This is a genomic window from Polaromonas aquatica (assembly GCF_042659145.1).
In the GTDB taxonomy this organism is placed as follows: domain Bacteria; phylum Pseudomonadota; class Gammaproteobacteria; order Burkholderiales; family Burkholderiaceae_C; genus Polaromonas; species Polaromonas aquatica.
Genome location: NZ_JBHSRS010000084.1, coordinates 300,216 through 326,090, shown reverse-complemented (window position 1 = coordinate 326,090; position 25,875 = coordinate 300,216). Strand labels below are relative to the sequence as shown.

Annotated in this window: 21 protein-coding genes; 10 read left to right on the top strand and 11 right to left on the bottom strand. The window is 61.8% G+C overall.

Annotation, left to right across the window (positions count from 1 at the left end):
* Positions 1 to 185 precede the first annotated feature (185 nt).
* The 4 genes from ACFQND_RS22700 to ACFQND_RS22685 all read right to left on the bottom strand — a co-directional run bounded on the left by ACFQND_RS22700 (position 186) and on the right by ACFQND_RS22685 (position 5,081).
* On the bottom strand, positions 186 to 1,754 hold the full coding sequence (locus tag ACFQND_RS22700) for a sensor histidine kinase (RefSeq protein ID WP_371439811.1): 1,569 nt from the start codon (positions 1,752 to 1,754) through the stop codon (positions 186 to 188).
* Positions 1,735 to 2,421 carry a response regulator gene (locus ACFQND_RS22695; protein ID WP_371439810.1) on the bottom strand — a complete coding sequence of 229 codons (687 nt, stop codon included), beginning with the start codon at positions 2,419 to 2,421 and terminating at the stop codon, positions 1,735 to 1,737. Before ACFQND_RS22695 ends, ACFQND_RS22700 begins: the two co-directional genes overlap by 20 nt.
* A gap of 120 nt (positions 2,422 to 2,541) precedes the next feature.
* Positions 2,542 to 2,991 (bottom strand): DsrE family protein, encoded by a 450-nt coding sequence (locus ACFQND_RS22690; RefSeq protein ID WP_371439809.1) that lies wholly within the window; start codon positions 2,989 to 2,991, stop codon positions 2,542 to 2,544.
* 92 nt (positions 2,992 to 3,083) lie between these two features.
* Positions 3,084 to 5,081 (bottom strand): oxidoreductase, encoded by a 1,998-nt coding sequence (locus tag ACFQND_RS22685; RefSeq protein WP_371439808.1) that lies wholly within the window; start codon positions 5,079 to 5,081, stop codon positions 3,084 to 3,086.
* A gap of 121 nt (positions 5,082 to 5,202) precedes the next feature.
* On the opposite strand from ACFQND_RS22685, the gene ACFQND_RS22680 reads away from it, so the two are divergent.
* Together ACFQND_RS22680 and ACFQND_RS22675 are read left to right on the top strand one after the other, a co-directional pair.
* Positions 5,203 to 6,201 (top strand): Bug family tripartite tricarboxylate transporter substrate binding protein, encoded by a 999-nt coding sequence (locus ACFQND_RS22680; protein WP_371439807.1) that lies wholly within the window; start codon positions 5,203 to 5,205, stop codon positions 6,199 to 6,201.
* 69 nt (positions 6,202 to 6,270) lie between these two features.
* Positions 6,271 to 7,617: an FAD-binding protein gene (locus ACFQND_RS22675; protein WP_371439806.1), complete on the top strand. Its 1,347-nt coding sequence runs from the start codon at positions 6,271 to 6,273 to the stop codon at positions 7,615 to 7,617.
* Positions 7,618 to 7,650: 33 nt separating this feature from the next.
* Here the strand turns inward: ACFQND_RS22675 and ACFQND_RS22670 are convergent, their stop codons facing one another.
* The 4 genes from ACFQND_RS22670 to ACFQND_RS22655 all read right to left on the bottom strand — a co-directional run bounded on the left by ACFQND_RS22670 (position 7,651) and on the right by ACFQND_RS22655 (position 12,649).
* Positions 7,651 to 8,214 (bottom strand): nuclear transport factor 2 family protein, encoded by a 564-nt coding sequence (locus tag ACFQND_RS22670; RefSeq protein WP_371439805.1) that lies wholly within the window; start codon positions 8,212 to 8,214, stop codon positions 7,651 to 7,653.
* 12 nt (positions 8,215 to 8,226) lie between these two features.
* Positions 8,227 to 9,705 (bottom strand): NAD-dependent succinate-semialdehyde dehydrogenase, encoded by a 1,479-nt coding sequence (locus ACFQND_RS22665; RefSeq protein WP_371439804.1) that lies wholly within the window; start codon positions 9,703 to 9,705, stop codon positions 8,227 to 8,229.
* Between the two features lie 138 nt (positions 9,706 to 9,843).
* Entirely contained in the window at positions 9,844 to 12,156 is a 2,313-nt protein-coding gene (locus ACFQND_RS22660; protein ID WP_371439803.1) for a molybdopterin-dependent oxidoreductase, read from the bottom strand.
* Positions 12,157 to 12,190: 34 nt separating this feature from the next.
* Positions 12,191 to 12,649 carry an Lrp/AsnC family transcriptional regulator gene (locus ACFQND_RS22655; RefSeq protein WP_371439802.1) on the bottom strand — a complete coding sequence of 153 codons (459 nt, stop codon included), beginning with the start codon at positions 12,647 to 12,649 and terminating at the stop codon, positions 12,191 to 12,193.
* Between the two features lie 203 nt (positions 12,650 to 12,852).
* Here ACFQND_RS22655 and metC point away from each other — a divergent pair, with 203 nt between their 5' ends.
* From metC to alaS, 6 genes are all read left to right on the top strand, one after another.
* A complete protein-coding gene (metC, locus tag ACFQND_RS22650) occupies positions 12,853 to 14,055 on the top strand; it encodes a cystathionine beta-lyase (protein ID WP_371439801.1) in 1,203 nt (400 codons plus the stop codon).
* 89 nt (positions 14,056 to 14,144) lie between these two features.
* Positions 14,145 to 15,080, top strand: coding sequence for a 4-hydroxy-tetrahydrodipicolinate synthase family protein (locus ACFQND_RS22645; protein ID WP_371439800.1), 936 nt, complete (start codon positions 14,145 to 14,147; stop codon positions 15,078 to 15,080).
* 30 nt (positions 15,081 to 15,110) lie between these two features.
* On the top strand, positions 15,111 to 15,890 hold the full coding sequence (locus ACFQND_RS22640) for an SDR family oxidoreductase (protein ID WP_371439799.1): 780 nt from the start codon (positions 15,111 to 15,113) through the stop codon (positions 15,888 to 15,890).
* Positions 15,891 to 15,949: 59 nt separating this feature from the next.
* Positions 15,950 to 16,954: a Bug family tripartite tricarboxylate transporter substrate binding protein gene (locus tag ACFQND_RS22635; RefSeq protein ID WP_371439798.1), complete on the top strand. Its 1,005-nt coding sequence runs from the start codon at positions 15,950 to 15,952 to the stop codon at positions 16,952 to 16,954.
* Between the two features lie 10 nt (positions 16,955 to 16,964).
* Positions 16,965 to 18,245: a D-amino acid dehydrogenase gene (locus ACFQND_RS22630; RefSeq protein ID WP_371439797.1), complete on the top strand. Its 1,281-nt coding sequence runs from the start codon at positions 16,965 to 16,967 to the stop codon at positions 18,243 to 18,245.
* Between the two features lie 144 nt (positions 18,246 to 18,389).
* Positions 18,390 to 21,026 (top strand): alanine--tRNA ligase, encoded by a 2,637-nt coding sequence (alaS, locus tag ACFQND_RS22625; RefSeq protein WP_371439796.1) that lies wholly within the window; start codon positions 18,390 to 18,392, stop codon positions 21,024 to 21,026.
* 112 nt (positions 21,027 to 21,138) lie between these two features.
* Here alaS and egtD read toward each other — a convergent pair whose 3' ends face one another.
* Complete coding sequence (egtD, locus tag ACFQND_RS22620) at positions 21,139 to 22,173, bottom strand: L-histidine N(alpha)-methyltransferase (protein ID WP_371439795.1); 1,035 nt, start codon at positions 22,171 to 22,173, stop codon at positions 21,139 to 21,141.
* 199 nt (positions 22,174 to 22,372) lie between these two features.
* On the opposite strand from egtD, the gene ACFQND_RS22615 reads away from it, so the two are divergent.
* Positions 22,373 to 22,945, top strand: a complete 573-nt coding sequence (locus ACFQND_RS22615) for a TlpA disulfide reductase family protein (protein ID WP_371439794.1) — start codon at positions 22,373 to 22,375, stop codon at positions 22,943 to 22,945.
* A 145-nt stretch (positions 22,946 to 23,090) separates the two neighbouring features.
* Entirely contained in the window at positions 23,091 to 24,203 is a 1,113-nt protein-coding gene (locus ACFQND_RS22610) for a transglutaminase-like domain-containing protein (RefSeq protein ID WP_371439793.1), read from the top strand.
* Here ACFQND_RS22610 and ACFQND_RS22605 read toward each other — a convergent pair.
* Positions 24,200 to 25,111, bottom strand: coding sequence for an RluA family pseudouridine synthase (locus tag ACFQND_RS22605; protein ID WP_371439792.1), 912 nt, complete (start codon positions 25,109 to 25,111; stop codon positions 24,200 to 24,202). The two genes, ACFQND_RS22610 and ACFQND_RS22605, sit on opposite strands and share 4 nt — an antisense overlap.
* Positions 25,112 to 25,126: 15 nt before the next feature.
* Positions 25,127 to 25,861 (bottom strand): tRNA (guanosine(46)-N7)-methyltransferase TrmB, encoded by a 735-nt coding sequence (trmB, locus tag ACFQND_RS22600; RefSeq protein WP_371439791.1) that lies wholly within the window; start codon positions 25,859 to 25,861, stop codon positions 25,127 to 25,129.
* Positions 25,862 to 25,875 lie beyond the last annotated feature (14 nt).

Genomic DNA, 25,875 nt, shown 5'->3' with positions numbered 1-25,875 from the left:
TTTCAGGGCATGCAAAACGCAGCCGATGAAGCGTTCGGATTTGATGGTATGAAGCGATGCTTCCAATCAGCTTTCGTTTTGCCCTGTTCGCTTCAAAATACGTGTTATCACTAATGAGTGACAGCCGTGCTGCAGGCGCCCATGCCGAGCGCCTGCCGGGGTTTGGCCCGGTGTGGAGTTGTGCTTCAGCCCTGGCGGCCGGCTGCCAGGGGCAGGCGCAGGATGGCACGCAAACCGGTGGTGCCGGAGCCTGCTCCCGCACCGGGGGCGGCGATATCTGCGAGCTCTATATCGCCGCCATTGCGCCTGGCGTAAGCGCGCGCTATGGACAGGCCCAGGCCGGCCCCGTGCGGGCCTTTGCCGGCGCTCCGGCTGGCCTGGCGGAAACGTTCGAAGACCTCTGCCCGCCGGGCCATGGCAATGCCGGGGCCGTCGTCATGGACTTCGGCCAGGGCCATGCCATCCCGGGTACTCACCATCACGGTAATGTGCCCGCCTGATGGCGTGTACACGATGGCGTTGTGCACCAGGTTGGCAATCGCCTCGTGCAGCTCGGGGCCTGTGGCCAGCACCGGAACCACGGGGGCCGGACTGGACGGGGGAAATGCATCGTCTGGAGTGCCTTCGGCTGCAACCTGTGTGGTGGCTGGTGCTTCCCGGGCATCGATCCAGCCCAGATCCTGGTTTTTCTCATGGGCCAGCGTCAGGTATTGCAGCACCACGTCCCTTGCAACGGTGTTGAGGTCTACGACACCCGGTGCATCGGCCGGCGATGTTGTATCGCTCGCATGGGCCAGCGACAGCAATTGCTCGCACAGCCGCCTGCTGCGGGATATCTGGGCGACGATGGCGCGCAAGGTCTCTCTCACCTGTTCGGGGTCTTGTTCGCGCAGCGCGACGCCGGCCTGGGTCAGCATGATGGCCAGCGGCGTGCGCAACTGGTGCGATGCATCGGCCAGAAACTGCGACTGCCGGTCCAGCAGGTCGCGGTAGCTGGCAATATGCTGGTTGACGGCATCAACCAGTGGCGCAACTTCATGCGGAACACCGTGGGTGTCCAGTGGCTTCAGGTCGCTCCCCTTGCTTTGCAGCAGGGACTTTCGCAGCCGCTCCAGGGGATGCAAGGACCAGGTCACGCCCAGCCAGACAAGCAGAACCACCAGGCCGACCATGCGAGCGTCGCGCAGGAGTTCCTGCCGCAGTGAATCGGCCTGTGCCTGCAGGCGCGGACCCGTCCCTTCGGCTGCCTGGATCAGGACGCGGTACGGCCTGGCCTGCCCGTCAATTGCTGTGCGATGCAAGGCCACCACACGCACCGGGTGGTCACGGTAGACAGCGTCGTACCAGACGAACGGACCGTTGTCGCCCGGCTGCATGGGGGGGCGCGGCAGATCGGGCACGCCGAGCAACGTTATCTCACTGGCGGACCGGGTGTTGCCGGCCGGCCCGTCAGGCAGCGGCGTCAGCCCGACGTACAGGTACTTGTGCTGCGGCCGGGTTGCCTCGAACATGGCCTGCACCGAGAAAGGCGTGTTCACGCGAATGGACCCGTCAGCAGCCAGGCTGAGGCTGTTGCCCAGTGCGTTCACCGGCTCCAGCATGGACTGGTCGTAGGCGTCCTCCACGATGGCGCGAAGGGCGCGGTAGTCATTCCAGCTGTCAAGGGCGAGCAGGGCCAGGACGCCGGGCAGCAGCAGGGTCAGCAGCCGTGCCCGGATGCCGAAGTGGCTACGTTCAGGTCTGGGCGGGTGCATGGGCAATGCCTTCCAGCATGTAGCCCAGGCCGCGAACCGTGACGATGCGCACGTCGCTGCCCGCGAGTTTGCGGCGCAGCCGGTGCAGCACCAGCTCGATCGCGTCGGGGCCGGCGCTGCTGTCGTGCGGAAAGACCTTGCTGGAGAGTTGTGACTTGCCCACGGGCGTGCCGCTGCGCAGCAGCAGCGCCATCAGGGCCGCATGCTCACGGGGTGTCAGCGGCAGCAGCGTTCCGGCGAGCGTGAACGCCCGGCTTTCGTGGTCGCAGGACAGCGAAGCGCAATGGAGCGGCGCATGCGGACGGCCGCGGCTGCGTCGCACCAGTGCGGCCAGGCGTGCTTCCAGCTCTTCGAGTTCAAAGGGCTTGGTCAGGAAATCATCCGCGCCGAGGTTCAGGCCGCGTACCCGGTCCTGGAGAGAGCCCTGGGCCGTCAGCACCAGCACCGGCGTACGGTTTCCGGACTCGCGCATGCCGGTAAGCAGGGTCAGGCCGTGTTTGTCGGGCAATTGAAGGTCCAGCACCACGGCGTTGTATTCCGTTGTGGCGAGGAGCGCTTCGGCTGTGCCTGCATCGCTCGCATGGTCGGGCACGAAGCCGCTTTGCTTGAGCGCGCGCACCAGCCACACTGCCATGTCGGTTTCGTCTTCTACCAGGAGAATGCGCATGAACAGGAGGGTAGCAGGTAGAGTACCGGGCATGCAAGCAGGAGCTTGTCGGCGGTCGCGGCCCGGTGGCCCTGCCGCGACAAGGGCCGGGTTGAACCCTGTTGGCGGGGATTGCGTTTTTCAGGGGCGCAAGTACGCCCAGCCCTCAATCTGCCTGCGCATGATTTCTGTCACGCCGGCAGGCACGTAGCTGATGCCGCCCAGCATGTCGTCCTTGGTCAGTTTTTGGCCACGCATGGTGTTCTCGCAGGCCAGCACCTTGACGTTGGCCTTCATGGCGTCGGCGATGCGTGCGCCGGTGGGTGATTCGAGTTTGAGCATGCCTATGCCCGGGCCGTAGGCGACAATTTCAATGTCCACATTGGCCGCGCCCACGTCCTCCTGCAGGTTTTTGGCGTTGTTGAGCGCCAGGTTCCACTTCGCAGGGTCGTTATCGCTGACCTGGATCACGATTCTTTGGCGTTTTTGGCCTGCAGCCGGCGTTGTCTGCGCGTGGGCAGCTATCAAAAAAGGAGCGCTGGCAGCCAGCGAACCGATGGCGCCGGCCTGAATAAAAAGTCTGCGGTTCATTTGGGGAGTCTCCAGAGCAAAGGGGTATTGCATTTCAACATATTCCGGCATGTTTGGGCGTCTTTGCCTGTCCTGGGCATTCATCGTACGGGTTAGAGGGCGAGACCCGCCGCGTAGCCCTCCGCAGTGGCTTCCAGTACGCCGCGCGCCACCTTGCAGTCGCCGATGGTGTGGACTTCCATGCCTGCCTGCCGCAACGGCTCAAGCAGCGATAGCTCCGGTACGCGAGGCGTTGCGTAGGCAAAGAAGGCCAGGTTGTTGATGTTTTTCAGTTCGCCGCCAAAGACACTGCGGTACTGCAGAGTTCCTTCATTCTCGACCAGCGTGGTCCATTGCGGCTCGACGAGGCAGATCACCTCAATGCCGCGTTCATGGAACCGGCGCTGCACGCGTTGACGGGTGGCCAGGGAGGTGTCTTCTGCGATGCGCTCCCGGGGCGTGAGGACGACAACCCGCGCAAACAGGTCGCGCAGGCGTTCAATCGCGGAGTACGTGCCGTCGGTGTGGTCCATGTCCAGAACCACGGCGGTGCCTGCCTGGGGCTGCGTGGTGCCTGAAAGTGTGCCCATCGCTTCGCGCAGGTCCTGCACAAGGCCGTCCGCCTGCAAGGTTTTCGGCAGGCATGGCGGCCAGGTCATGGCCGCACCGGTTGCCAGCACCACTGCGTCGGGCGCAAGGTCTATCAATGTTTGCGCGCTGACCATTTGGCCCAGCTCAAAACGTACGCCCGCAAGCCGGGCTTGCACAAACTGGTAGTCGTAAATGCTGGAAAGCGACTCGGCAACCGGCATGGCCGCATGCAGCCGCGTTTTACCGCCGACTTCGGCAGAGGCTCCGAACACGGTCACCTCATGGCCGCGCCGGGCTGCTGTCATGGCCGCTTCCAGTCCCGCTATGCCCGCCCCGGCGATGGCAATGCGGCGGCGTATTGCCGCCGGGGGCAGGGCCCCGGTTTCGCCGGGTTTTCCGGCGCGTGGATTGTTGTCGCAGGCAATCGGTGTATGCGTGACGATGACCTTCCAGCAGGTGTTGCACGACACGCAGTAGCGGATATCGCCGGCCTTGCCGTGCTGCGCCTTCAGCGGCCAGGTGGCATCGGTGATCAGCGGGCGGCCCAGGGCCACGAGCTCAATGTCGCCTGCTGCCAGGATGCCTTCTGCCTCGGCCGGATCGGTGATGCGGCCCAGCGCCATCACGGGAACCTCCGGCGTGGTGCGCCGCAATTCGCGTGTCAGTGCGAGGTAGGGCAGTCGTGGGTAGGCACCGTCGGGCAGGTGCATTTCGAGCGTGCGGTGGTGCGACCCTTGCGCATAGCTGAGGTAGTCCACGCGCACCAGCGATGTGAGGTGTGCGGCAATGGCCGCCGCCACAACCGGGCCTATGCCGCCAGGCACGCCATCGTCGCCCGGCAGTTTGACGCCAAGTATGAAATTACTGCCGCACGCATGCCGGATCGCCAGGCACAGCTCGGCCAGGAACCTGCAGCGCCCCGCAAGGTCACCGCCGTAGGCATCCTCTCGGTGGTTCGACAGCGGTGAGAGAAACTGGTGGAAGAGATGGCCATGGCCGGCGGAAATTTCCGCGCCGGAGAAACCCGCGTGTTTCATGCGCAGGCAGGCACCTGCAGCTGATTCGACAAAGACCGATATCTCCGCAGCCGACATCGCATGCGGCACACTCCAGCTGATGTCGTCGGGCAGGGCCGAGGGGCCTATGGCGCTGAAGGAACGGCCTGGCACATGGCGGCCGCGTCCCGAGTCCTGTACCTGGCCGATCAGCCTGCAGTCATGTGACTCGACGGCATCCGCCCAGCGTGCCAGGTCACCGGCCATGCTGTTGTTCCAGGCGACGATGCGCTGGTTGCCCTGGTGTGCCGCCACGCCTATGGGCTCGGTCACGATCATGGCTGCGCCGCTGCGCGCACGGCTGGCGTGGTAGTCGATGAGTCCGTCGGGTGCACCCCGCTCGGCGCCGAAATGCAACGAGATCGAAGCGTGAACTATGCGGTTGCGAAGGCGCTTGCCGGCGAGTTCGAAAGGCGCGAACAGGTGCGGGTAGTGCTCGTTGGGTGGTTCTGTAGCGACGGACATGAGGGCAAATCATAATGAAATGTCTTATGGACATGTCCTGTCGGTTCTATGCATACTGGTCGCGAACATGGGCTTTCCATGTCTTTTTTGCCCAGTGTCATTTCACAAGAGGACCGCACTCATGAATTTCAGGAGAAAGAGCATTTTGGCGTTCGCGGCGGTGACTGCGATGTCTGCGCTTGCGATGCCGGCCGCACATGCCCAGGCGGGCGCGGCAACCGATTGGCCGGCGCGGCCAGTTATGCTGATCAACCCTTTCGCCGCAGGCTCTGCCGTTGACGTGGTGGCACGCGTGGTGGCACAGAAGATGACGATGAACCTGGGCCAGCCCATCAACATCGACTACCGCACCGGGGCTTCGGGCAATATCGGCACCGACCTGGCGGCGCGCGCCAGGCCCGATGGCTACACGCTGCTGCTGGGCTCGCCCGGCACCATGGCCATCAACCCCTTTCTTTTCTCCAAACTGCCTTACGACGCCGTGAAGGACTTTGTCGCGGTCGGCCAGATCGTGTCCTTCCCGCAAGTCGTGGTTGCCAACCCGAAACAATCCATCAAGTCCATCCCGGACCTCATTGCCGCCGCCCGCGCCAATCCGGGGGCCGTCATGCACGGCTCATCGGGCCAGGGTACGACCAGCCACCTTGTGATGGAGCTGATCAAGGCCGACGCGAAAGTGAAGATGACGCACGTGAGTTATCGCGGTGGCGCGCCAACCATCCAGGCGGTGGCTGCGGGCGAAGTACAGACCGGCGTGGAGGGCCTGCCTTCTCTCATGGGACAGATCAAGGCCGGCACCGTGCTGCCGCTGGCTGTCACCTCGGCGGCGCGCTCTCCGCTGTTGCCCATGGTGCCCGCGGTCTCGGAGTTCCTGCCCGGTTTTGATGCATCCGCATGGATTTTGCTGATGGCGCCGGCAGGCACGCCGCCCGCCGTGGTGGCGAAGATTTCCGCCGAACTGCGCCGCGCCGTCGAAGACCCGGCCGTGCGCGCACAGCTGGAGTCGCAGGGCGCAAGCGTGGTGGGCTCCACACCGCAAGAGGCGGCGGCCTTCCACCAGGGTGAGCTTCGGAAATTCAAGCGCGCCGTGGAGATTTCGGGCGCCAAGGCTGAGCAATAAAGGCAACGGACGGCTGTATCAACGGCCGTCAATGGGCGGCATTCCGGTGTTGCCTGTGCCAGCATTTTCATGAATCCTAAAAATACCGACCTCGCCATCCTGGGCGCCGGCGCTGCGGGCATGATGGCGGCCCTGTGTGCGGCTGACCGCGGCATGCATGTGGCGCTGTTCGATCCCTTCTGGTCCACGCCCAACAACCTTGAGCTGAGCGGCGGGCTGTTTCCGGCCGCAGGCTCACAACTACAGTCCATGGCGGGCGTCGATGACTCGCCGGGGCAGTGGCTGGCCGACTTGCGCGCCTATGCCGGCAGCTCGGTGAATGAGCGCATAGCTGCGCCAGTTGCGCAATCCTTGCCGCAGGTCGTGGCCTTTCTTGTTGAACGCATGCAGATGCCTGTCCGTTTCCTGGCAGACGTGCCGGCGCCGGGGCACGGTGCTGTCCGCTTTCATTCGGTGACGCCGGCATCAGGCCCGGCCCTGAGCGACTGCCTGCGCCGTGCAGTGCGCGCGCACCCCTTGATCGACTGCCGTGTCGATGTAGTGGTGAGCCGCATGGAGCGTGCGGAAAAAGGTTTTGAGCTGATCGATGCGGCGAGGCACACCCATGCGCGGCAACTGCTATTGGCCGGTGGAGGTTTTGGCGGTGCGGCGGACATGGTGACGGAGTTCATTCCCGAAATGTCGGGCGCGCTGCACAGCGGCTCGCCCACCAATGACGGCTCGGTGATTGGCATGGCGCGCGCTTGGGGTGCGGCCCTTGCGGGCATGGATGGTTACCAGGGGCAGGGCCATACCCATCCGGGGGGGCACACGCGGCTTGGCATGTCTATCCCGACGCTGGGCGGCATCATGGTTGATCGCAGCGGGCAGCGTTTTGTCCGCGAAGACATCGGGCCATCGGCACTGGCCGCAAAGGTGCTGGCCCAGCCGGGGCAGCTTGCACTTGAGGTGTTTGATGCGGCCATCGAGGCCCGCCTGGGTAACCACTCTGCCTATGCGGCCGCAAGGGCAGCAGGCAGGGTACTGGAGGCCGACACGCTGGAAGAACTTGCGCGCGCAGCCGGTGTGCCCGCGCATGCGCTGGCAGACAGTGTTGCATTGGCTGTGCAGTGTGCAGAAAGCGCGAGCGGCTCAAGTGATCCACTGGGGCGTGCCAGGTTTGCCCAGCCGCTCGCAGCACCTTACCGCGCGTCCTGGGTGACCGGCTCGCTGGCCCATACACAGGGCGGCATCGTGACCGATGGCGAGGGGCGCGTGCTCATGGCCGATGGGCAGGCCATACCTCACCTGTACGCCGCGGGCGGCTGCGCAGCGGGGCTTTCGGGCCAGGGCGGTGACGGCTACCTGCCGGGCAATGGACTGGCCCAGTCATTTGGGCTGGCGTTTAATGCGGTCGCTGCCATGGCTGGCGATTGAGCGCAAGCCCCTGTTCCGGACTGACCCGCAGGCCTACGCCTGGGCGGCCAGTGTTTCCGCGACGTCGTTCCATACGTCCTGCCGGGTGATTTTTCCGTCGACCACCTCGAAGCGGTCTATAAAACGAATGCCGGAGAAATCGCGCCCATCGTTCCAGGTGCCGCGAAGCGTGCCGCTGCAAAACACGACGGTGTCGTTTTCACGCCAGACCTCCTCGAAGCGTTCGTAGTCCTTGGCAACGCTGCGGTAGCGCGGCCGTGCCCACGCGATCATCTCGGCCAGGCTGTGCATGACAGCGCTGCCGGGAAAACGCATGGCAAAGCCGCCTGCGAGAAATGATTGCGCGGTATCCAGGTCGCGCTGCTGCATCGCTTCCAGAAAACCTTTCACCACATCGCTGGCCACGAGGCGGGCAGGGCCGCCGCTGCTGAAAACATTTCCGTCGCGCTGGTAGGTGTTTGCATGGTTCACGAAGACGGTCGTGCCCGCAGGAGATGCGGCAATGACGGAGCGGGCCGCCGTGGCAAGCCGCGCGACCAGCCGGGTTTCAACATCGGCCGGATAGCCGGGCAGCAGGGTGACGGAAATAACCGGCATGTTGATGGCCTTTCAGCGAAGGATGTCGCCCATGCACAAATACTTCATTTCCAGGTATTCATCCATACCATGACTGGAACCCTCCCGGCCCAGGCCGGACTGCTTGACTCCGCCGAAGGGAACATGCTCCGTGGCAATCACGCCGGCATTGATGCCGACCATGCCGTATTCCAGCGCTTCAGCCACGCGGTAGATGCGGCCGATGTCGCGGCTATAGAAGTAACTGGCCAGGCCGAATTCCGTGTTGTTGGCCGCGTCAATGGCTTCCTGCTCTTGTTTGAAACGAAACACAGGCGCGAACGGGCCAAAGGTTTCTTCCCGGGCGCACAGCATGTCGGCCGTGGCTTCGGAGATCACCGTCGGCTCAAAGAACTGGCCCTTGATCCTGTGCCCGCCCGCCAGCAGTTTGCCGCCTTTGGCCAGGGCATCATCGACATGGCGCTGAACCTTGTCCACGGCTGCATCTTCAATCAGCGGGCCCTGCACCACACCGTCTTCAAATCCGTTGCCGACTTTCAGGGCCTTGACCTTTGCGGCAAATTTTTCGACGAAGCTGTCATAAACGCCGTCCTGCACATAAATGCGGTTGGCGCAGACGCAGGTCTGGCCGGCGTTGCGGTACTTGCTGGCAATGGCGCCTTCAACGGCCGAATCAATGTCGGCATCGTCAAAGACGATAAATGGTGCGTTGCCGCCCAGTTCCAGTGCGAGCTTTTTGACCGAGGGTGCGCTTTGCGCCATCAGGATGCGGCCGACTTCGGTGGAGCCGGTAAAGCTGATATGGCGCACGGTATCGCTGGCGCAGAAGACCTTGCCGATGGCAATGGAGCTGTCCGAGTCGGCCGTCAAGACGTTCAGCACGCCGGCAGGAATGCCGGCACGCATTGCCAGTTCAGCGGCTGCCAGGGCCGTCAGCGGGGTCAGTTCGGCCGGTTTGATGACCACGGGGCAGCCGGCAGCCAGGGCCGGGGCCACCTTGCGGGTGATCATGGCCAGCGGGAAATTCCACGGTGTGATGGCCGCGCAAACGCCTATCGGCTGCCTGATGACGGTCAGGCGGCGGTTGTTGTCAAACTGGGGCAGGGTTTCGCCGTTGACGCGCTTGGCTTCCTCAGCAAACCATTCGACAAAGCTGGCGCCGTAGGCAATTTCGCCTTTGGCTTCTGCAAAAGGTTTGCCTTGTTCCGCCGTCATGATGCGGGCCAGGTCTTCCTGGTTGGCCATGAGCAGCTGGAACCAGTTGAGCAGGATGGCGTGGCGCTCCTTGCCGGTTTTGTTGCGCCATGCGGGCCATGCGGCATTGGCGGCTGCGATGGCCGCTTCGGCATCCTGGGCGCCCAGGTTGGCCACGTCGGCGAGCTTCAGCCCGGTGGAAGGATCGTTGACATCAAAGCGGGAGCGGCCCGCAATCCACTGACCGTTGACCAGTGCATCGGTTTTGAGCAGGCTGGGGTCGTTGAGCAGGGAAATGGGGGAGGTTTTCATGTCCATGAGAATGAGGTATTCGTTCGTAAAAAAGTGCAGTAACTGGTTTTCGTACAACCGTCTAGGATAGCTCCAAATCGGCAAGGCAGTGCGAAGCGGGGCATGTGCAACTCCGATTGTGAGAACCCTCGTGGGGATTGATTTTCAGTGGCTGTTTTCCGTGAGCACCGGCATCTCAAAAGCCTGTACTGCCGGTACTTCTCCCGTCCATGCCTCGACGTCCACCAGGGCGGACAGGGCACTGGGGGCCTGTGTCAGGCTGGAACTTCCAACATCCATGGTTAAAACGTTGGGGTTTCCGTGGCGTTCAAGCGTCTTGCTTTCCGGGTCGAACCACGCGCCCGTAGACATGACCAGTACACCGGGCATGACGTTGCTGTCCAGCACCGCACCTGCCATGCAGCTGCCGCGTGCATTGAAAACACGCACCAGGGCGCCGGCCGTGATAGAACGCTGGCGGGCGTTTTCGGGGTTGATGAGCACCCGCTGCCGGGACTGGATCTTGGCTTCACGTGAGACCGTTCCTGCGTCAAGCTGGGAATGCAGTTTGTCGGCTGGCTGCGATGTCACCAGGTGCAGGGGCCAATCCTTTGCCTCAGGTGCACCCAGCCATTCAAGCGGCTCAATCCAGCAGGGGTGGGGCGGGCTGTCCTTGTAGGCAAACGCGGCGATCTTTTCTGAATACAGTTCAATCCTGCCTGAAGGCGTGCCCAACGCGTGGCTTTGCGGGCTCTGGCGGAAGGCTTCAAACAGGATGAAGTCCTGCTCCGGCTCGGGCAACTCTATATGGCCTGTTTCCCAGAAGGCGTCAAACCCAGGCGCTGAAAATCCCTTGGCGCGCCATTTTTCAGTCATCTGTTCGTAGATGAAACGGATCCACGCGCTTTCATCGCGGCCTTCCGTGAAGGCCTGCTCGCAGCCTGCGCGGGCAGACAGTTCCCGATAAATGTCGAAGTCATTGCGGCTTTGTGCGTGTGGCGCCAATGCGCGTTTCATCGCCAGCACAAAGCGGTCGCGTGAAGACCCGCCTATGTCGTTGCGTTCAAGCGTGGTGGTGGCAGGCAGGACGATATCGGCGCGGCGGGCCGTCGGCGTCCACCAGCTGTCGTGCACCACAACCGTCTGCGGTTTTTGCCAGCCGCGCACCAGCCGGTTCAGGTCCTGGTGGTGGTGGAACGGGTTGCCGCCGGCCCAGTAAACCATCTGGATATCGGGATATACATCGGCCCTGCCGTTGAAGTCGAATGGCTGGCCGGGATGCAGCAGCATGTCGGCCAGGCGGGCCACAGGGATGGATTTTTTGATGGGATTGCTGCCCGCGGACATTTCAGGCGCCGCCACGTCGGGCCGCGGCGTGGCCGCGCCGTTGATGGAGCCATGGCCAAAAGCAAAGCCTCCGCCGGGCAGGCCGATTTGCCCGAGCATGGCTGCCAGTGCGATGCTGGTCCAGTAGGGCTGCTCGCCCCTGTGGGCACGCTGCAGCGACCAGGTGCAATTGATCATCGTGCGCCGTGCCGATGCTTTCAGTGCCAGTTCGCGGATCACCTCTGCAGGCACGCCGCAAATCGCCTGTGCCCACAGGGCGTTCTTCACCTGGCCGTCGGAGCTGCCGCGCAGGTAGGCGGCCAATTGCTCAAAACCGACGCAGTGGGTGTTCAGGAAATCCTGGTCGTGCTTGCCGGATTCAAGCAGGGTGTGCGCCATTCCCAGCATCAACGCGGTGTCCGTGTTGGGGCGTATCGGTATCCAGCGTGCGTTGAGGCCTTCGGGCATGTCTGCGCGGGTGGGGCTGATGATGACAAATTCAATGGCGCCGGTTTTGGCGCGCTCCAGCCACTGCTGCGTGCTGTGGGCGCCGGCGCCGCCGGATGTGATTTGCGCATTACGCAAGGGCAGGCCGCCGAATGCAATGAAAAGCTCGGTATGCGCCTGGATGTTTTTCCAGTCTGTGACGCGGCCGGTGACGGGGGCATAAGTGCCAATGACATGGGGCAGCAGGAATTGCGCGGCTCCCCAGCTGTAGTTCCCGGCCTGGTTGACACAGCCGCCGGAGCTGTTGAGGAAGCGGTGCGTCAGGGTACGCGCATGGTGCAGGCGGCCCGCCGACGACCAGCCATAAGAGCCGCCGAAGATGGAGGCATGGCCGTGTTGTTCGCGTACACGCGCCAGCTCGCCGGACACCAGCTCAAGCGCAAGATCCCAGCTCACTTCGACAAAACGGTCAGATCCCCGCGCAGTGCGGTCACTGTGTTCGCGTTGATGCAGCCAGCCTTCGCGCACTGCGGGGCGCGCAATCCGCAAAGGGGACTGCATCATGCCCGGCATCGACTGGAGGATCGCCGACGGCACCGGGTCGTGCTCGAAAGGTTCGCAAGCGATCAGCTTGCCGTCCGATACGACGGCGGTGAAGGCGCCCCAGTGGGACAGGGAAGGAAAACGCTCGATATGGGCAGGCATGGGTGAATGATCCAGGAAGGCTGCGGTGGCAGCGTTATACATAGTCCAGGGGGAGTGCTGTGGTGTACTTCAATTCTTCCATTGCAAAACTGGAGCTGACATCAAACAGCTCCGCAATCTGTATCAGCTTTTTGTAGACACGGTCAAATCCTGCGATGTCGGGCACCACCACTTTCAGCAGGTAGTCGGTGTCCCCGCTCATGCGGTAGAACTCCACCACCTCCGGCAAATCACACACTCCCAGCGAAAACTGCCGGAACCATTTCAAATCATGATGGTTTGTCTTGATCGACACAAACACCGTTACACCCAGACCCACTTTGTGGCTGTCCAGCAGGCACACCTGCTGGCGGATGAAGCCTTCTTCGGTCAGGCGCTGGATGCGATTCCAGCAGGCTGTCGACGACAGGTTGACGCGTTCGGCAATCTCATTGATCGCCAGCTTGGCATCGTTCTGCAGAATCGAAAGAATAGTGCGGTCTTTTTTATCCATGATGATTTTTTATCCATATTAAAAGATAAAGAAGGAATATTTTTCTGTTTCTCCAGTGAAATTCTGCCAGAAAAGGAAAAAAGTACGCTGCAGGCACTCCTAAACTTTCCTGAGCAATACGCAGGGTTCGCTGTGTTGCACATCAACCTTGCACCACGTTACGTGCCGTCACCATGGCACACAGGAACAAGAGAGCACATGCAATGAAAGAAAGTACCCGCCTCACAACTGCCGGACGGCATCCGGAGCGATTTGCAGGGGTCGTGAACACCCCTGTTTTCCGGGCATCGACCATCCTGTCCGGCTCGCTGTCCGAATGGGAGAAAAAGAAGAAGGCGCGCGCCAATGATGAGGCCGGCGTCAGCACCTACGGCCGCTTCGGCACGCCCACCACCCATGCGCTGGAGGAAGCCATGGCGGAGATCGAGGGCGGCTATCGCTCCCTGGTTTTTCCGTCGGGACTGGCTGCTGCCGCGACCGCGCTGACCGCGCTCCTGTCCGCCGGCGACCATGTGCTGCTCACCGACAGTGCCTATTCGCCGACCCACACTTTCCTGACACGCGTGTTGTCGCGGTACGGGGTTGAAGTCACGGCCTACGACCCGGTCATGGGTGGCAGCATTGAAAGCCTGATGCGCCCCAACACCCGGGTTGTTTACGTGGAGTCGCCGGGTTCCGAAACCTTTGAAATCCAGGACGTGCCAGCCATATCGGCCGTGGCCCACCGCCATGGCGCTGTCGTGGTCATGGACAACACCTGGGGAACGCCCCTGTTTTTCAAGCCCTTCGAGCATGGCGTGGACGTCTCCATCCAGGCCGCGACGAAATACGTGGTCGGCCATTCCGATGCCATGCTGGGTGTGGTCACCTGCACGCGCGAAATGTGGCCGCGCATCAAGCAAACGACCTATGACCTGGGCCAGACGGCCGGCCCTGACGATATCTACCTCGCATTGCGCGGGCTTCGCACCCTGAATGTCCGGCTGCAGCAGCACTGGAAATCCGGCCTGCGGGTTGCCCAATGGCTGCAGACGCGCCCTGAAGTGGAGGCTGTGCTGCACCCGGCATTGCCCAGCCATCCCGGCCATGCATTGTGGAAGCGGGATTTCAAGGGGGCTTGCGGCTTGTTCGCGATGGTTCTCAAACCCGTATCGGCGAAGGCCCTTGAAGGTTTTGTGGACAGCCTGAGCCTTTTCGGCCTGGGTGTTTCATGGGGCGGTTACGAGAGCCTCATCATCCCGTTCACGCCCAGCGGAAAACACCTGCCGGCACGCTGGCCGTATGCGGGCCAGGGCGTGCGCCTGCACATTGGCCTGGAGGATCCGGAAGACCTGATCACCGATCTGGAGCAGGCGTTCACAATGCTTGAAAACATCGAGGCAAAAGCGGATATGCAATACGCATAAGCTCATGGGGATTTTTACTAAGCGCTGAGGGTACCTTCAGCTACCATCATGGGTTGCGAAAAACGCAGCCATTTAAAGAAGGATTTGTCATGTCAAAGATGAAAGTAGAGGGTTCTTTCGTTGCCCTCATCACACCGTTCAACCAGGATGGAACCACCGACTTTGGCGCGTTCCGGACGCTGCTGAAATTCCAGGAAGACCACGGCACCAGCGCCGTGCTCATCATGGGTTCCACCGGAGAGGTGTCCATGCTTTCGCAGCAGGAGCGCCAGGCCATCATCGTGGAAACCGCGAAGATGAAAACCGGCAAGATGAAGTTCTTTTACGGCTGCACCGGCAACAATACGGAGACCACAAAAGACTACCTGCGTTTTGCAAAGGCCAACGGTGCTGACGGCGCGATTCTGGCCGCACCCGCCTACATCTGCGGCCCGGAAGCCGATATCGAAGACTATTTCCTTGAAGTAGCCGATGCGACGGACCTGCCGCTCGGGCTTTACAACAACCCGCCGCGCGTCAAGACCGACCTGCATTGGGACAACCTGATCCGCATCTTCAAGCACCCCAACTATGTGGTTCACAAAGAGTCCACAACACGCGTTGGCCAGGTGGCCCAGGTGTTGCGCGCCAACACGGATGTGGCCGTGATGTGCTGCGATTCGCCCAACCTCGGGCTGGTCGTCCCGACCATGAGCCTGGGTGGCCACGGCACTGCAAACATGACCGGCAATATCGCCCCGGCGGAGATGGCCACGATTTCAACGCCATGGGCAACGCCGGACGTATCCATCAGCTTCCGCGAAACCTATTTGCAGATTCTTTCCCTGCTGCATTTTTCCTATTCCGCCATCAACCCGGTCGCCATCAAGTCGCTGATGAAAGCCGTGGGCCTGCCCGCCGGTGAATTGCGTAAACCCCTGAAAGGCCTGGAAGGCGAAGCCCTGCTCAAGGGCTTGCGCATCATCAAGGAGCTGGAGCTGGACAAAAAATACGGCTGGAGTTCTGCCGCATTGAAATCCGCCTGATCATCAGCCAGCTCAAACGGAAGCCTCAGCATGGATCTCGGAATCGAAGGAAAAACAGCGCTTGTGTTTGGGGGCAGCAAGGGCATGGGCCGTGCCTGTGCGCAGCAGCTTTCACAGGAGGGCGTCAAGGTCTTCATCGCCGCCCGCACAGAGGAAACTCTGGCACGGGCTGCCGCGGAAATCTCCGCGCAGACCGGCCATGAAGTCCGCTACGTCGTGGCCAACATCACGACGCCCGCCGGGCGTGATGCCGCACTGGCGGCATGTCCTTCGCCGGACATCCTTGTGAACAACGCTGACGGCGCGCCGCCCGGGGATTTTCGCCAATGGACGCCCGCAGACTGGCATGCCGCACTCGATTCGATGATGGTGGGGCCGATTGAAATGATCCGCAGGACCGTGGACGGCATGATTGAGCGCAGGTTCGGGCGCATCGTCAACATCGTTTCGCGCAGCGTCAAGACGCCGCAGCTTGAACTTGGCCTGTCCAACGGCGCGCGCTCCGGGCTGGTGGGTTTTGTTGCCGGCCTCTCGCGGCAGACGGTGCGGCACAACGTCACCATCAACAACCTGCTGCCCGGCGTATTCGCGACGGACGCCCAGCGCCACCATATCGAAGGCATGCTGGACAGCACGGGAAAATCGTTTGACCAGCTCTGGCAGGAGAGGGGTAGCAACAATCCTGCAGGCCGTTACGGCGAAGCCGAAGAAATGGGCACGCTCTGTGCATACATCTGCTCTGCCCACACCGGATACATCACGGGTCAGAACATTCTGATCGATGGTGGTGCGTACCCCGGGACGTACTGAAAAAAACGTCGGGCAAAAATCTTCAGCTTTTCTTTTACCGCAAGCAATTTGGGAGAAACATGATGCGCTTCAATCGTCGTACTTTCACGCAGGGCGGCCTGGCCCTGATGGGCCTGGCAGGCCTTGTCCACACCGCGCCACTGATGGCCCAGGCAAGCTATCCTTCGCGCCCTGTCACTATCGTGGTGCCGCATGCCGCAGGCGGTGCGGTGGACGGTGTTGCGCGCATCTTTGCGGACAAGCTTCGCGAAGAACTCAAGGAGTCTGTCGTTGTGGACAACCGTCCCGGCGCGTCGGGAATGATTGGTGCAGGTACCGTGGCCCACGCTACGCCGGATGGCTACACGCTGTACGTCAATGCTTCCATCCACTCGATCAATCCGCTTCTCTACAAGAAAAATGTCAAGTTCGATGCGGTGAAGGACTTCACGCCCATCAGCATGCTGGCCCAGGGCGCGCTTATTTTCAGCGTCAACCCCAAGGTGCCCGCCAACACGGTGCAGGAGCTGATCACCAAGGTCAAGGCATCACCGAAAGCCTACAACTTCGGAACCAGCGGTTTTGGCTCTGCGGGCCACCTTGGCATTGCCCAGTTCCTCTATGAGTCCGGACTCTCCCCGCTTCAAATCCCCATCGTGTTGTACAAGGGTGCCGCGCCTGCCTTGCAGGACCTGGTCGGTGGCCAGACCTCCGGGATGATGGACCCCATGCTGTCCTCCCTGCCGCAAGTGAAGGCGGGAAAACTCCGGGCCCTGGCAGTGACCGGACGTGAGCGCAGCCCGCTGCTGCCGGATGTGCCGACCATGCGCGAGTCCGGCCTCAAGGACTTCGAGTTTTATTCCTGGTACGGCCTGTGGGCCCCGGCCAATATTCCCGAGCCGATACGCCTGAAACTCGAGGCCGCATCCTCGAAGATCATGCAGTCGCCGGACATGAAAAAGTACCTGAACGAGCGCGGATTCGATCCGGCGTACAAGAGCTCATCGGATTTCGCGAAGTACATCAACGTTGAAATGGCCCGCTACCAGGTGATCATCGACAAAGCGAATATCACCATAGATTGAGGTCCGCCAGATGAAGGTCCTCGTCCTGGGCGCCGGCGTTGTTGGCGTCACCACCGCCTATTACCTGTGGCGCGATGGGCATGAAGTGACGGTGCTTGATCGCCAGGCGGGGCCGGGGTTTGAAACCAGCTTTGGCAACGCCGGGGGCCTTTGCCCCAGTTTTGCAGGTCCCTGGGCGGCGCCTGGCATGGTTTCCAAGGTCTTGAAGATGTCGCTGCAAGGCGACTCGCCCATCCGCTTTTCCCTCAAGCCCGAGATTCGCAAGCTGCAGTGGCTCAGGCTGTGGCTGGCCAATTGCAATACGGAGAGCTTTCGCGTCAACAAATTGCGCATGCAAAAAGTTGCGCATTACAGCATGGCCTGCCTGAAAGACCTGGTAGACAGCACCGCGCTGACGGGTTTTGATTTTCATGCCGATGGTGTGCTGCAGCTGTTCCGTACCGCGGCCGAGCTGGAAATGGGACATGCGTCAGCGCGTGCCCTGGCGGAGTTCGGCGTGCCGTGGCGCATGCTGGACGCTGCCGGGCTGAACCTTGTGGAGCCCGCCCTGGCACACAGTACCGTCGGCGTGGCGGGGGCGCTGCACCTGCCGCTGGATGCTTCCGGCGACAGCCACCGGTTTGTGCTCAGCCTGGGTGCCTGGCTTGAAGCCCGGGGCGTTTCATTTCTCTACAACACGGCTGTTGAAGCCATTGCGCATGATGCTGGCGCCATCACCGGCGTCAGGACTGCAGCGACGGCGGCAGGCGCGGGCAGCCTGTTGCAAAGCGATGCCTATGTTGTCGCACTTGGGAGTTATGCGCCCCTCATGCTGGCCCCGCTGGGCATCAGGCTGCCCATTTATCCCCTGAAGGGCTACTCGATCACAGTGCCGGTGACCGACGAGGCGCTGGCCCCCCGGGCTGCCATCATGGATGAGCACAACAAGGTGATGATTTCACGGCTTGGCAATCGCATTCGCGCGGCGGGCATGGCTGAACTGACGGGCTATGACCTTTCACTGGTGCCTTCGCGCAAGGACCTTCTTGTACGGGTCGTCCGGGAAATATTCCCCCGGGGTCTTGATTTTGACCAGGTGTCCTTCTGGGCCGGACTGCGACCCATGACACCCGACGGCCCGCCCATCCTGGGCAAGACCCGCTGGCCCAATCTCTTCCTGAACAGCGGCCATGGCTCCAACGGCTGGACGCAGGCCTGCGGCACCAGCCGTATCGTGGCCGATGTTGTGTCCGGCAAAAGCCCCGATATCGATATTGAGGGGTTGACTGCAGGGCGGTTTGGCGCGGGCTGACGGGCGGACGGCTCGCGAATCCCGGCCAAACGTCGCGCAGGCGGCGGGAGGCATGCCAAAACCTATAATTCAGGATTCTGGTCAATAAAGCATTCACCTGCGCCCTGCATTCGCGGACCGGTGTGGGAATGCTCTCCCAACAACATGAGCCTTCCCACTTCTCAGCCTGCATTCTCCGTCGCCGACATCCGCAAGACCTTTCTGGACTTCTTTGCATCCAAGGGCCATACGGTTGTGCCCTCCAGCTCACTGGTGCCCGGCAACGACCCGACGCTGATGTTCACCAACTCCGGCATGGTGCAGTTCAAGGACGTGTTCCTCGGGACCGACAAGCGCCCTTATGTGCGCGCCACGTCCGTGCAAGCCTGCCTGCGCGCCGGGGGCAAACACAACGACCTGGAAAACGTCGGCTACACCGCACGCCACCACACCTTCTTTGAAATGCTGGGCAACTGGAGCTTTGGCGATTATTTCAAGCGGGAGTCGCTGAAGTGGGCCTGGGAATTGCTGACCGAGGTGTACAAGCTGCCGGCGGACCGCCTGCTGGCCACGGTGTACCAAGAGGACGATGAGGCTTACGACATCTGGACAAAAGAAATCGGCCTGCCGCCCGAGCGTGTGATCCGCATCGGCGACAACAAGGGAGGGCGCTACAAGTCCGACAACTTCTGGATGATGGCCGATACCGGCCCCTGCGGCCCCTGCTCGGAAATTTTCTACGACCACGGTGACCACATCCCCGGCGGCCCGCCGGGCAGCCCGGATGAAGACGGCGACCGTTTCATCGAGATCTGGAACAACGTGTTCATGCAGTTCGACATGGCCGAAGACGGCTCGGTCAAACCGCTGCCTGCGCCCTGCGTGGATACCGGCATGGGTCTGGAGCGCCTGGCCGCCATCCTGCAGCATGTGCACAGCAATTACGAGATAGACCTGTTCGCCGCGCTCATCAAGGCGGCTTCCCGCGAGACCGGTGAACAGGACCTGAACCACAAGTCCTTGCGCGTGATCGCCGACCACATCCGCGCCACCGCCTTCCTGGTGAGCGATGGCGTGATCCCGAGCAACGAGGGCCGCGGCTACGTGCAGCGCCGCATTGTGCGTCGCGCCATCCGCCATGGCTATAAGCTGGGCAAGAAGACACCGTTCTTCCACAAGCTGGTGGCGGATCTGGTGAAAGTCATGGGCGAGGCCTACCCCAAACTGCGTGAGCAGGAGCAGCGCATCACAGAAGTGCTCAAGACCGAAGAGGAGCGCTTCTTCGAGACCTTGGCCAACGGCATGGAAATCCTGGACATCACCCTGGCCAATGGCGTCAGGGTACTGCCGGGTGATGTGGCTTTCAAGTTGCACGATACCTATGGCTTCCCGCTGGACCTGACCAACGACGTCTGCCGCGAGCGCGACGTGCAGGTGGACGAAGCCGGTTTCAAGCTGGCCATGGAAAAACAGAAGGCACAGGCTCGCGCCGCCGGCAAGTTCAAGATGGACAAGGCGCTCGATTACAGCGGTGCCAGCAACGACTTCGTCGGCTACGACAAGTTGGAGGCGACTGCAAAAATCGTAGCGCTCTACGCAGACGGGACCAGCGTTGCAACGCTAAAACATGGTCAAGCCGGTGTGGTGGTGCTGGATACGACGCCGTTCTACGCCGAGAGCGGCGGCCAGGTTGGTGACGAAGGCACCATCACCAGCGGCTCGGCCAGCTTTGCCGTGGCTGACACACAGAAGATCAAGGCCGATGTGTTTGGCCACCACGGCATGCTGGAGCAAGGCACGCTGAGCGTGGGCGACCATGTGACGGCGGCGGTTAATACGGCCGTGCGCGCGGCCACCGTGCGCAACCACAGCGCCACGCATTTGATGCATAAGGCCTTGCGTGAAGTGCTGGGCGAGCATGTGCAGCAAAAGGGTTCGCTGGTCAACGCCGAGCGCACGCGTTTTGACTTTACCCACAACGCCCCTGTAACGGATGAGCAGATTCGCGAGATCGAAGCGCGTGTCAATGCCGAGATCCTGGCCAACGTGGCAACCGATGCCAGCGTGATGGACATGGAGGCCGCGCAAAAAACCGGCGCCATGATGCTGTTCGGTGAAAAGTATGGCGAAACCGTTCGCGTGCTGACCATAGGCTCGAGCAAGGAGCTGTGCGGCGGCGTTCACGTCGGCCGCACCGGGGACATTGGCCTGTTCAAGATTGTGGCCGAAAGCGGTGTGGCGGCCGGCGTGCGCCGGGTCGAGGCGGTGACCGGCGAGAACGCGCTGGCCTATTTGCAGTCGCTGGAGTCAACGGTTGAGGCCGCAGCAGGCTCGCTCAAGGCCAGCCCGGCCGATTTGCAGAACCGCATTGGCCAGGTGCTGGACCAGGTCAAGTCGCTGGAAAAGGAAATCGCGGCGCTCAAGGGCAAGCTCGCATCGTCGCAGGGCGATGAACTGATGGCGCAGGCCGTTGATGTCAAGGGCCTGAAAGTGTTGGCTGCACGCCTCGAAGGCGCTGACGCCAAGACCCTGCGCGACACCATGGACAAGCTCAAGGACAAGCTGAAAACCGCTGTCATCGTGCTGGCCGCCGTGGATGGCGACAAGGTCCAGATCGCGGCAGGCGTCACGGCCGACAGCGTGGGCAAGGTCAAGGCCGGCGAACTGGTCAACTTTGTCGCCCAGCAGGTGGGCGGCAAGGGCGGCGGCAAGGCCGACATGGCCATGGCGGGCGGCACCGATGCCTCCAAACTCGGCGATGCGCTGAAATCTGTCCAGGCCTGGGTGAGCGAGCGCGCCTGACAGCCGGAAACTGCCGCAGCCTGCTACTTAATTGATAGCTGGCTGCGCTCATTCCTCCTTGGCTACGGGCACTTTTTATACTGAAAACTGCCCTTGAACGTGCCGGGAGGGCTTAAACAGCCGCCCAGAACACCGCAAACCACTGTTTCGGGTCGGTCCAGTACTGGACATGCCGGAATCCGGCCTGCTGCAGCAGTGCCGCCATGCCCTCCAGCGTGTACTTGTAGGAGCATTCGGTGTGGATGCGTTCCCCGGCGCCGAATGTGCGTGCATGGCCGCGCCAGCGAACTGTCAGCTCGCTCATGGCTTCCAGGTGCATCTCGATGCGTGACTGGGTTTGATTGAACAGCGCCACATGCCGCCACTGAATCACGTCGAAATCCGATTGCAGCAGGTCGTTGACGTTGAGCAGCAGGTTTTTGTTGAATGCCGCCGTTACGCCCAGCGCATCGTCGTAAGCCGCCTCCAGCGTGGCCCTGTCCTTGACCAGGTCAATGCCCAGCAGCAGTCCGCGTGCCTTGCCTTGCGCCGGGTCGGCAATGTGCTGCAAAAACTGCAAAGCCTGGTCGGGATGAAAGTTTCCGAGGCTGGACCCGGGATAGAAAAAGACCCGATCGTGGTGTTGCACTTCTTCCGGCAATACCAGGCCGCTTGAGAAGTCCATGCCCAGGCCCACGATGTCGAGCGCGGGAAAGCTGTTTTGCACCTGCCCGGCAGCATCCTTCAAAAAATCTACCGAAATATCGACGGGCACATACTGCCGCGGTTGTAGATGGGGAATGAGTGCTGCGGCCTTGGCGCAGTTGCCCGCGCCCAGGTCAATCAGGCAGGGGGACCGGACGCCGCCTGCGGCCAGCGCTTCGGCGATTTGTGGATAGGATGCCTCAAAAATGCCGGCTTCCGTGCGCGTTGGGTAGTACTCGTCCAGTTTCGTGATGGCCTCAAACAGTTTGGATCCGAGTGCGTTGTAAAAGAACTTGGGACTCACGCTGGCTGCCGGGGCACGCAGCCCGTCCGTCAACTCCTGCACCGAACTGAGGGCGAGCCCCGGAGGCTGGGCCTTATGCCGGCTGTAGAGGTCCATGAACTGCGGTGAGGCCGGCGGCAGGGGGATGGACAGGCCGGGAATGTTGAGGGGGAGGTTCAAGATTGCCTTGGCTTTATGGGTTATATCGACAGATTTAAAAACAGTTTGGGCACCCCATTTGTAGGACCGAACCGCTTTGAACGCAAGCTGCACCATCCGCGTGGGGACTTTGAGATGCAGCGGCAGGGGGCCGGCGCACGCTCTGTTAGTCTTTCGAACCTTGCATTTCCTGCAGGATGCCTGCTTAATTCTTCATGCCATGGCCACGCCGATGCTCACCAGTCCGCTTACCCCCCGTCTTACCCGCCGCCAGTTGATGCGCAGTGCGCTTGCGGGCAGCACCGCTTTCGCTGTCATGCCACGGCCTGGCGCACAAGGCCTGACGGGGCCTGCTTACGAGGTGTCCGCATGGACCGGTCCGGTGTCCGGGTTTGCGCTGGTGGACACCACGGGCAAGACCTGGCGGCCCGCCGATTTGCGGGGCAGGGCAGTACTGCTCAATTTCTGGGCCAGCTGGTGCGAGCCTTGCCGCGCCGAAATGCCTACCTTGCAGCAAGTAGCCGACCTGTATGGGCCCGACAAGCTGCTGGTACTGGCCATCAACTTCAAGGAGCCCGCTGCGCGCGCGATCCAGTTTGCCAAAACCACCGGCGTCACCATGCCGGTTTTGCTGGATGTAGACGGCAGGGCGGCGCGCCAGTGGGGCGTGAAGGTATTCCCGACCACCCTGACGATTGACAGCCGGGGCCGGCCGCGCCAGCGGGTGCAGGGCGAGGTGGACTGGACCAGCAGTGCTGCCGACAAACTGATAACAGGCCTGATCCAGGCTTGATGTTGCCTGCCGGGCGCGGGCAGCGATAATCACCAGGCTGCCTGAGTGCTGCCTTGACAGGCGGGCCCATACTCGCAAAAAACATCCCGGAGCACCTTTACATGCCCCGGTGCACGTTACTTCACCCCCATCCGGAGATCTTTTCATGACCACCGTACGCCGCACCTTCCTCAAAAATACCGCTGCCGCAGCTGTTGCAGCAGCCCTGCCCTCGCTTAATTTCGCCCAAACCCCGACAGCCCGGGGTCATTTCGCACCGCAAAGCGGCGCCTGGCGCACCTTTGACGTGACCACACGCGTCGATATCGTCAAACCCGAGGGCGTGACCAAGGTCTGGCTGCCCATCCCGTCGGTCAACAGCGACTACCAGCATTCGCTTGGAAACAGCTTCTCCAGCAACGGCACAACGATGCTCACGCAGGACGGCCAGGATGGCGCGAAGATGTTGTACGTGGAATTTGCCGCGACTGAAAAGCAGCCCTATGTCGAGCTGACCAGCCGCGTGCAGACGCAAGGCCGGGCCATGGACTGGTCGCAGAAAAACGCGCCGGCCGAGAGCGCCGACACGCTGCGTTATTTCACGCGCCCGACGGCAATGATCCCGACCGACGGGATCGTGCGCAAGACAGCTCTTGCCGCAGTCGGCAATGCCAAAACCGATGTCGAAAAAACCCAGAAGATTTACGACTGGATAGTCACCAACACCTACCGCGAACCCAAGGTGCGTGGCTGCGGCGAGGGCGACATCAAGACCATGCTGGAGACCGGCAACCTGGGCGGCAAGTGCGCCGACCTGAACGCCTTGTTTGTCGGCCTGTGCCGCTCCGTGGGTGTGCCGGCGCGCGACGTGTACGGCATCCGCCTGGTGCCCTCGGCATTCGGCTACAAGGAGTTGTCAGGCAACCCGGCCAGCCTCAAGGGCGCGCAGCATTGCCGTTCTGAAGCCTACCTCAAGGGTTACGGCTGGGTGGCCATGGACCCGGCCGATGTGGCCAAGGTCATGCGCCTGGAAACCACGGACTGGATCAAGAACACGACCAATCCGGTGGTGGCTCCGGTGAACAAGGCGCTGTTTGGCGGCTGGGAAGGCAACTGGATGGCCTACAACACGGCGCACGATGTGGCCTTGCCAAAATCGACCGGAGAAAAGCTGGGTTTCCTGATGTACCCGGTGGGCGAAAACGCAGCGGGGCGTTTTGACTCCTATGCGCCGGATGACTTCAAGTACCAGATTACCGCGAAAGAAATCGCAGCCTAAAAATTTAAGCTGAACCGGGTTTCAAATTGCCTTTGCTGCCCCGTCACCGGGTCGGTAAAGGCGATCGATTTGGCCAGCAGTTGCAGCGGGAGTCTGTAATCGTCATCCGGGGTGTGCTCTACTGGCGGGTACATGCGGTCATTCAGGATAGGCAGTCCCAAGGCATTCATGTGCACACGCAGCTGGTGCTTTTTCCCCGTGACGGGGCTTAGCGCATAGCGGGCAACATTGCCGGCTACTTCCAGTACGTCGATACGGCTTTCGCTGTTCGGCTCGCCGGGCACCTCAAGCTGGCGAAAAAAGGGCTTGTCCTCGACGATGCGGCTTTTGCGTGTCAAGGGGAAAACCGTGCCCGCGCGCCAGGGCGCTATCGCTTCGTAATGTTTATGGATGGTGTGCTGTCTGAACAGCCCCTGGTAGGCATTGCGGTCTGCAATCCGTACCGAGAACAGCACCAGGCCGGCGGTTTCGCGGTCTATGCGGTGGATTGGGGTCAGGCCATCCAGGCCCAGCCGGTTTTTAAGTCGCACCAGCAGCGTTTCCTGCAGGTAGTGGCCCGAGGGTGTGACCGGCAGAAAGTGCGGCTTGTCGGCGACCACCAGGTGCTCGTCCTGGTACAGCACGGTTTCCTCAAACGGGATGCGGGGCTCGTCGTCCAGGGCGCGGTAGTAATACACGCGCATATGGCCCTGGTAGGGGCGCTCCGGCGTGACGGCAAGGCCAAACTCGTCGGCCATCAGGCCTTGCTGCATGCGCTCAAGCCAAGTTTTGCGTGTGATGGCCGGAAAGCGCTCAACCAGAAAATCGGTGATGGTCGGCCATTGGCCTGCAGGCAAGCTGACGCAACTGGGGCCTACGCCGTGGCGTGTGGGCAGGCCGTGCAAGCCGTATTTGAGCGTTTTGCTCACAGCCGCAGAGCCGCATCAAACACGGACAAACACCACATCCCATACACCGTGGCCCAGCTTGATGCCGCGATTTTCAAACTTGGTCAGGGGCCGGTAATCGGGCTTGGGTGCGTAGCCGCCGTTCGATGCATCGGCCGTGTTTTTCAGCAGGGCCTGGCCGCTCAGCACTTCAAGGATCTGCTCGGCATAGGGCTGCCAGTCGGTGGCGCAATGCAGGTAGCCGCCGGGTTTGAGGCGGGCGGCCAGCTTGGCAATCAGCGGCGCCTGGATCAGGCGGCGCTTGTTGTGTTTTTTCTTGTGCCAGGGGTCGGGGAAAAAGATGTGCACGCCGTCCAGGCTTTGATGCGGCAGCATGTCGTCGATGACTTCAACCGCGTCATGCTGCAGGATGCGGATGTTGGTGAGCTTTTGTTCTTCGATGCGCTTGAGCAATGCGCCAACGCCCGGCGTGTGCACTTCGCAGCATAAAAAGTTTTTCTCCGGCATCAGCGCAGCAATATGCGCCGTGGCTTCGCCCATGCCGAAGCCGATTTCAAGAATGGTGGGGGCCGTGCGCCTGAATATCGCATTGAAGTCTGCGAGGTCCGGCGAATATGGCAGTAAAAACTGCGGGCCCACATCCGCAAATGCCTTGGCCTGCCCGGCCGTGGTGCGGCCGGTACGGCGCACAAAACTGCGGATGGCCCGTACAGGGTGCGTGTTGTCGTCTGGCTCGCCTGTATCAGGTGCAATGGGAACTATGGATGTCATGGGGCCATAGTTTA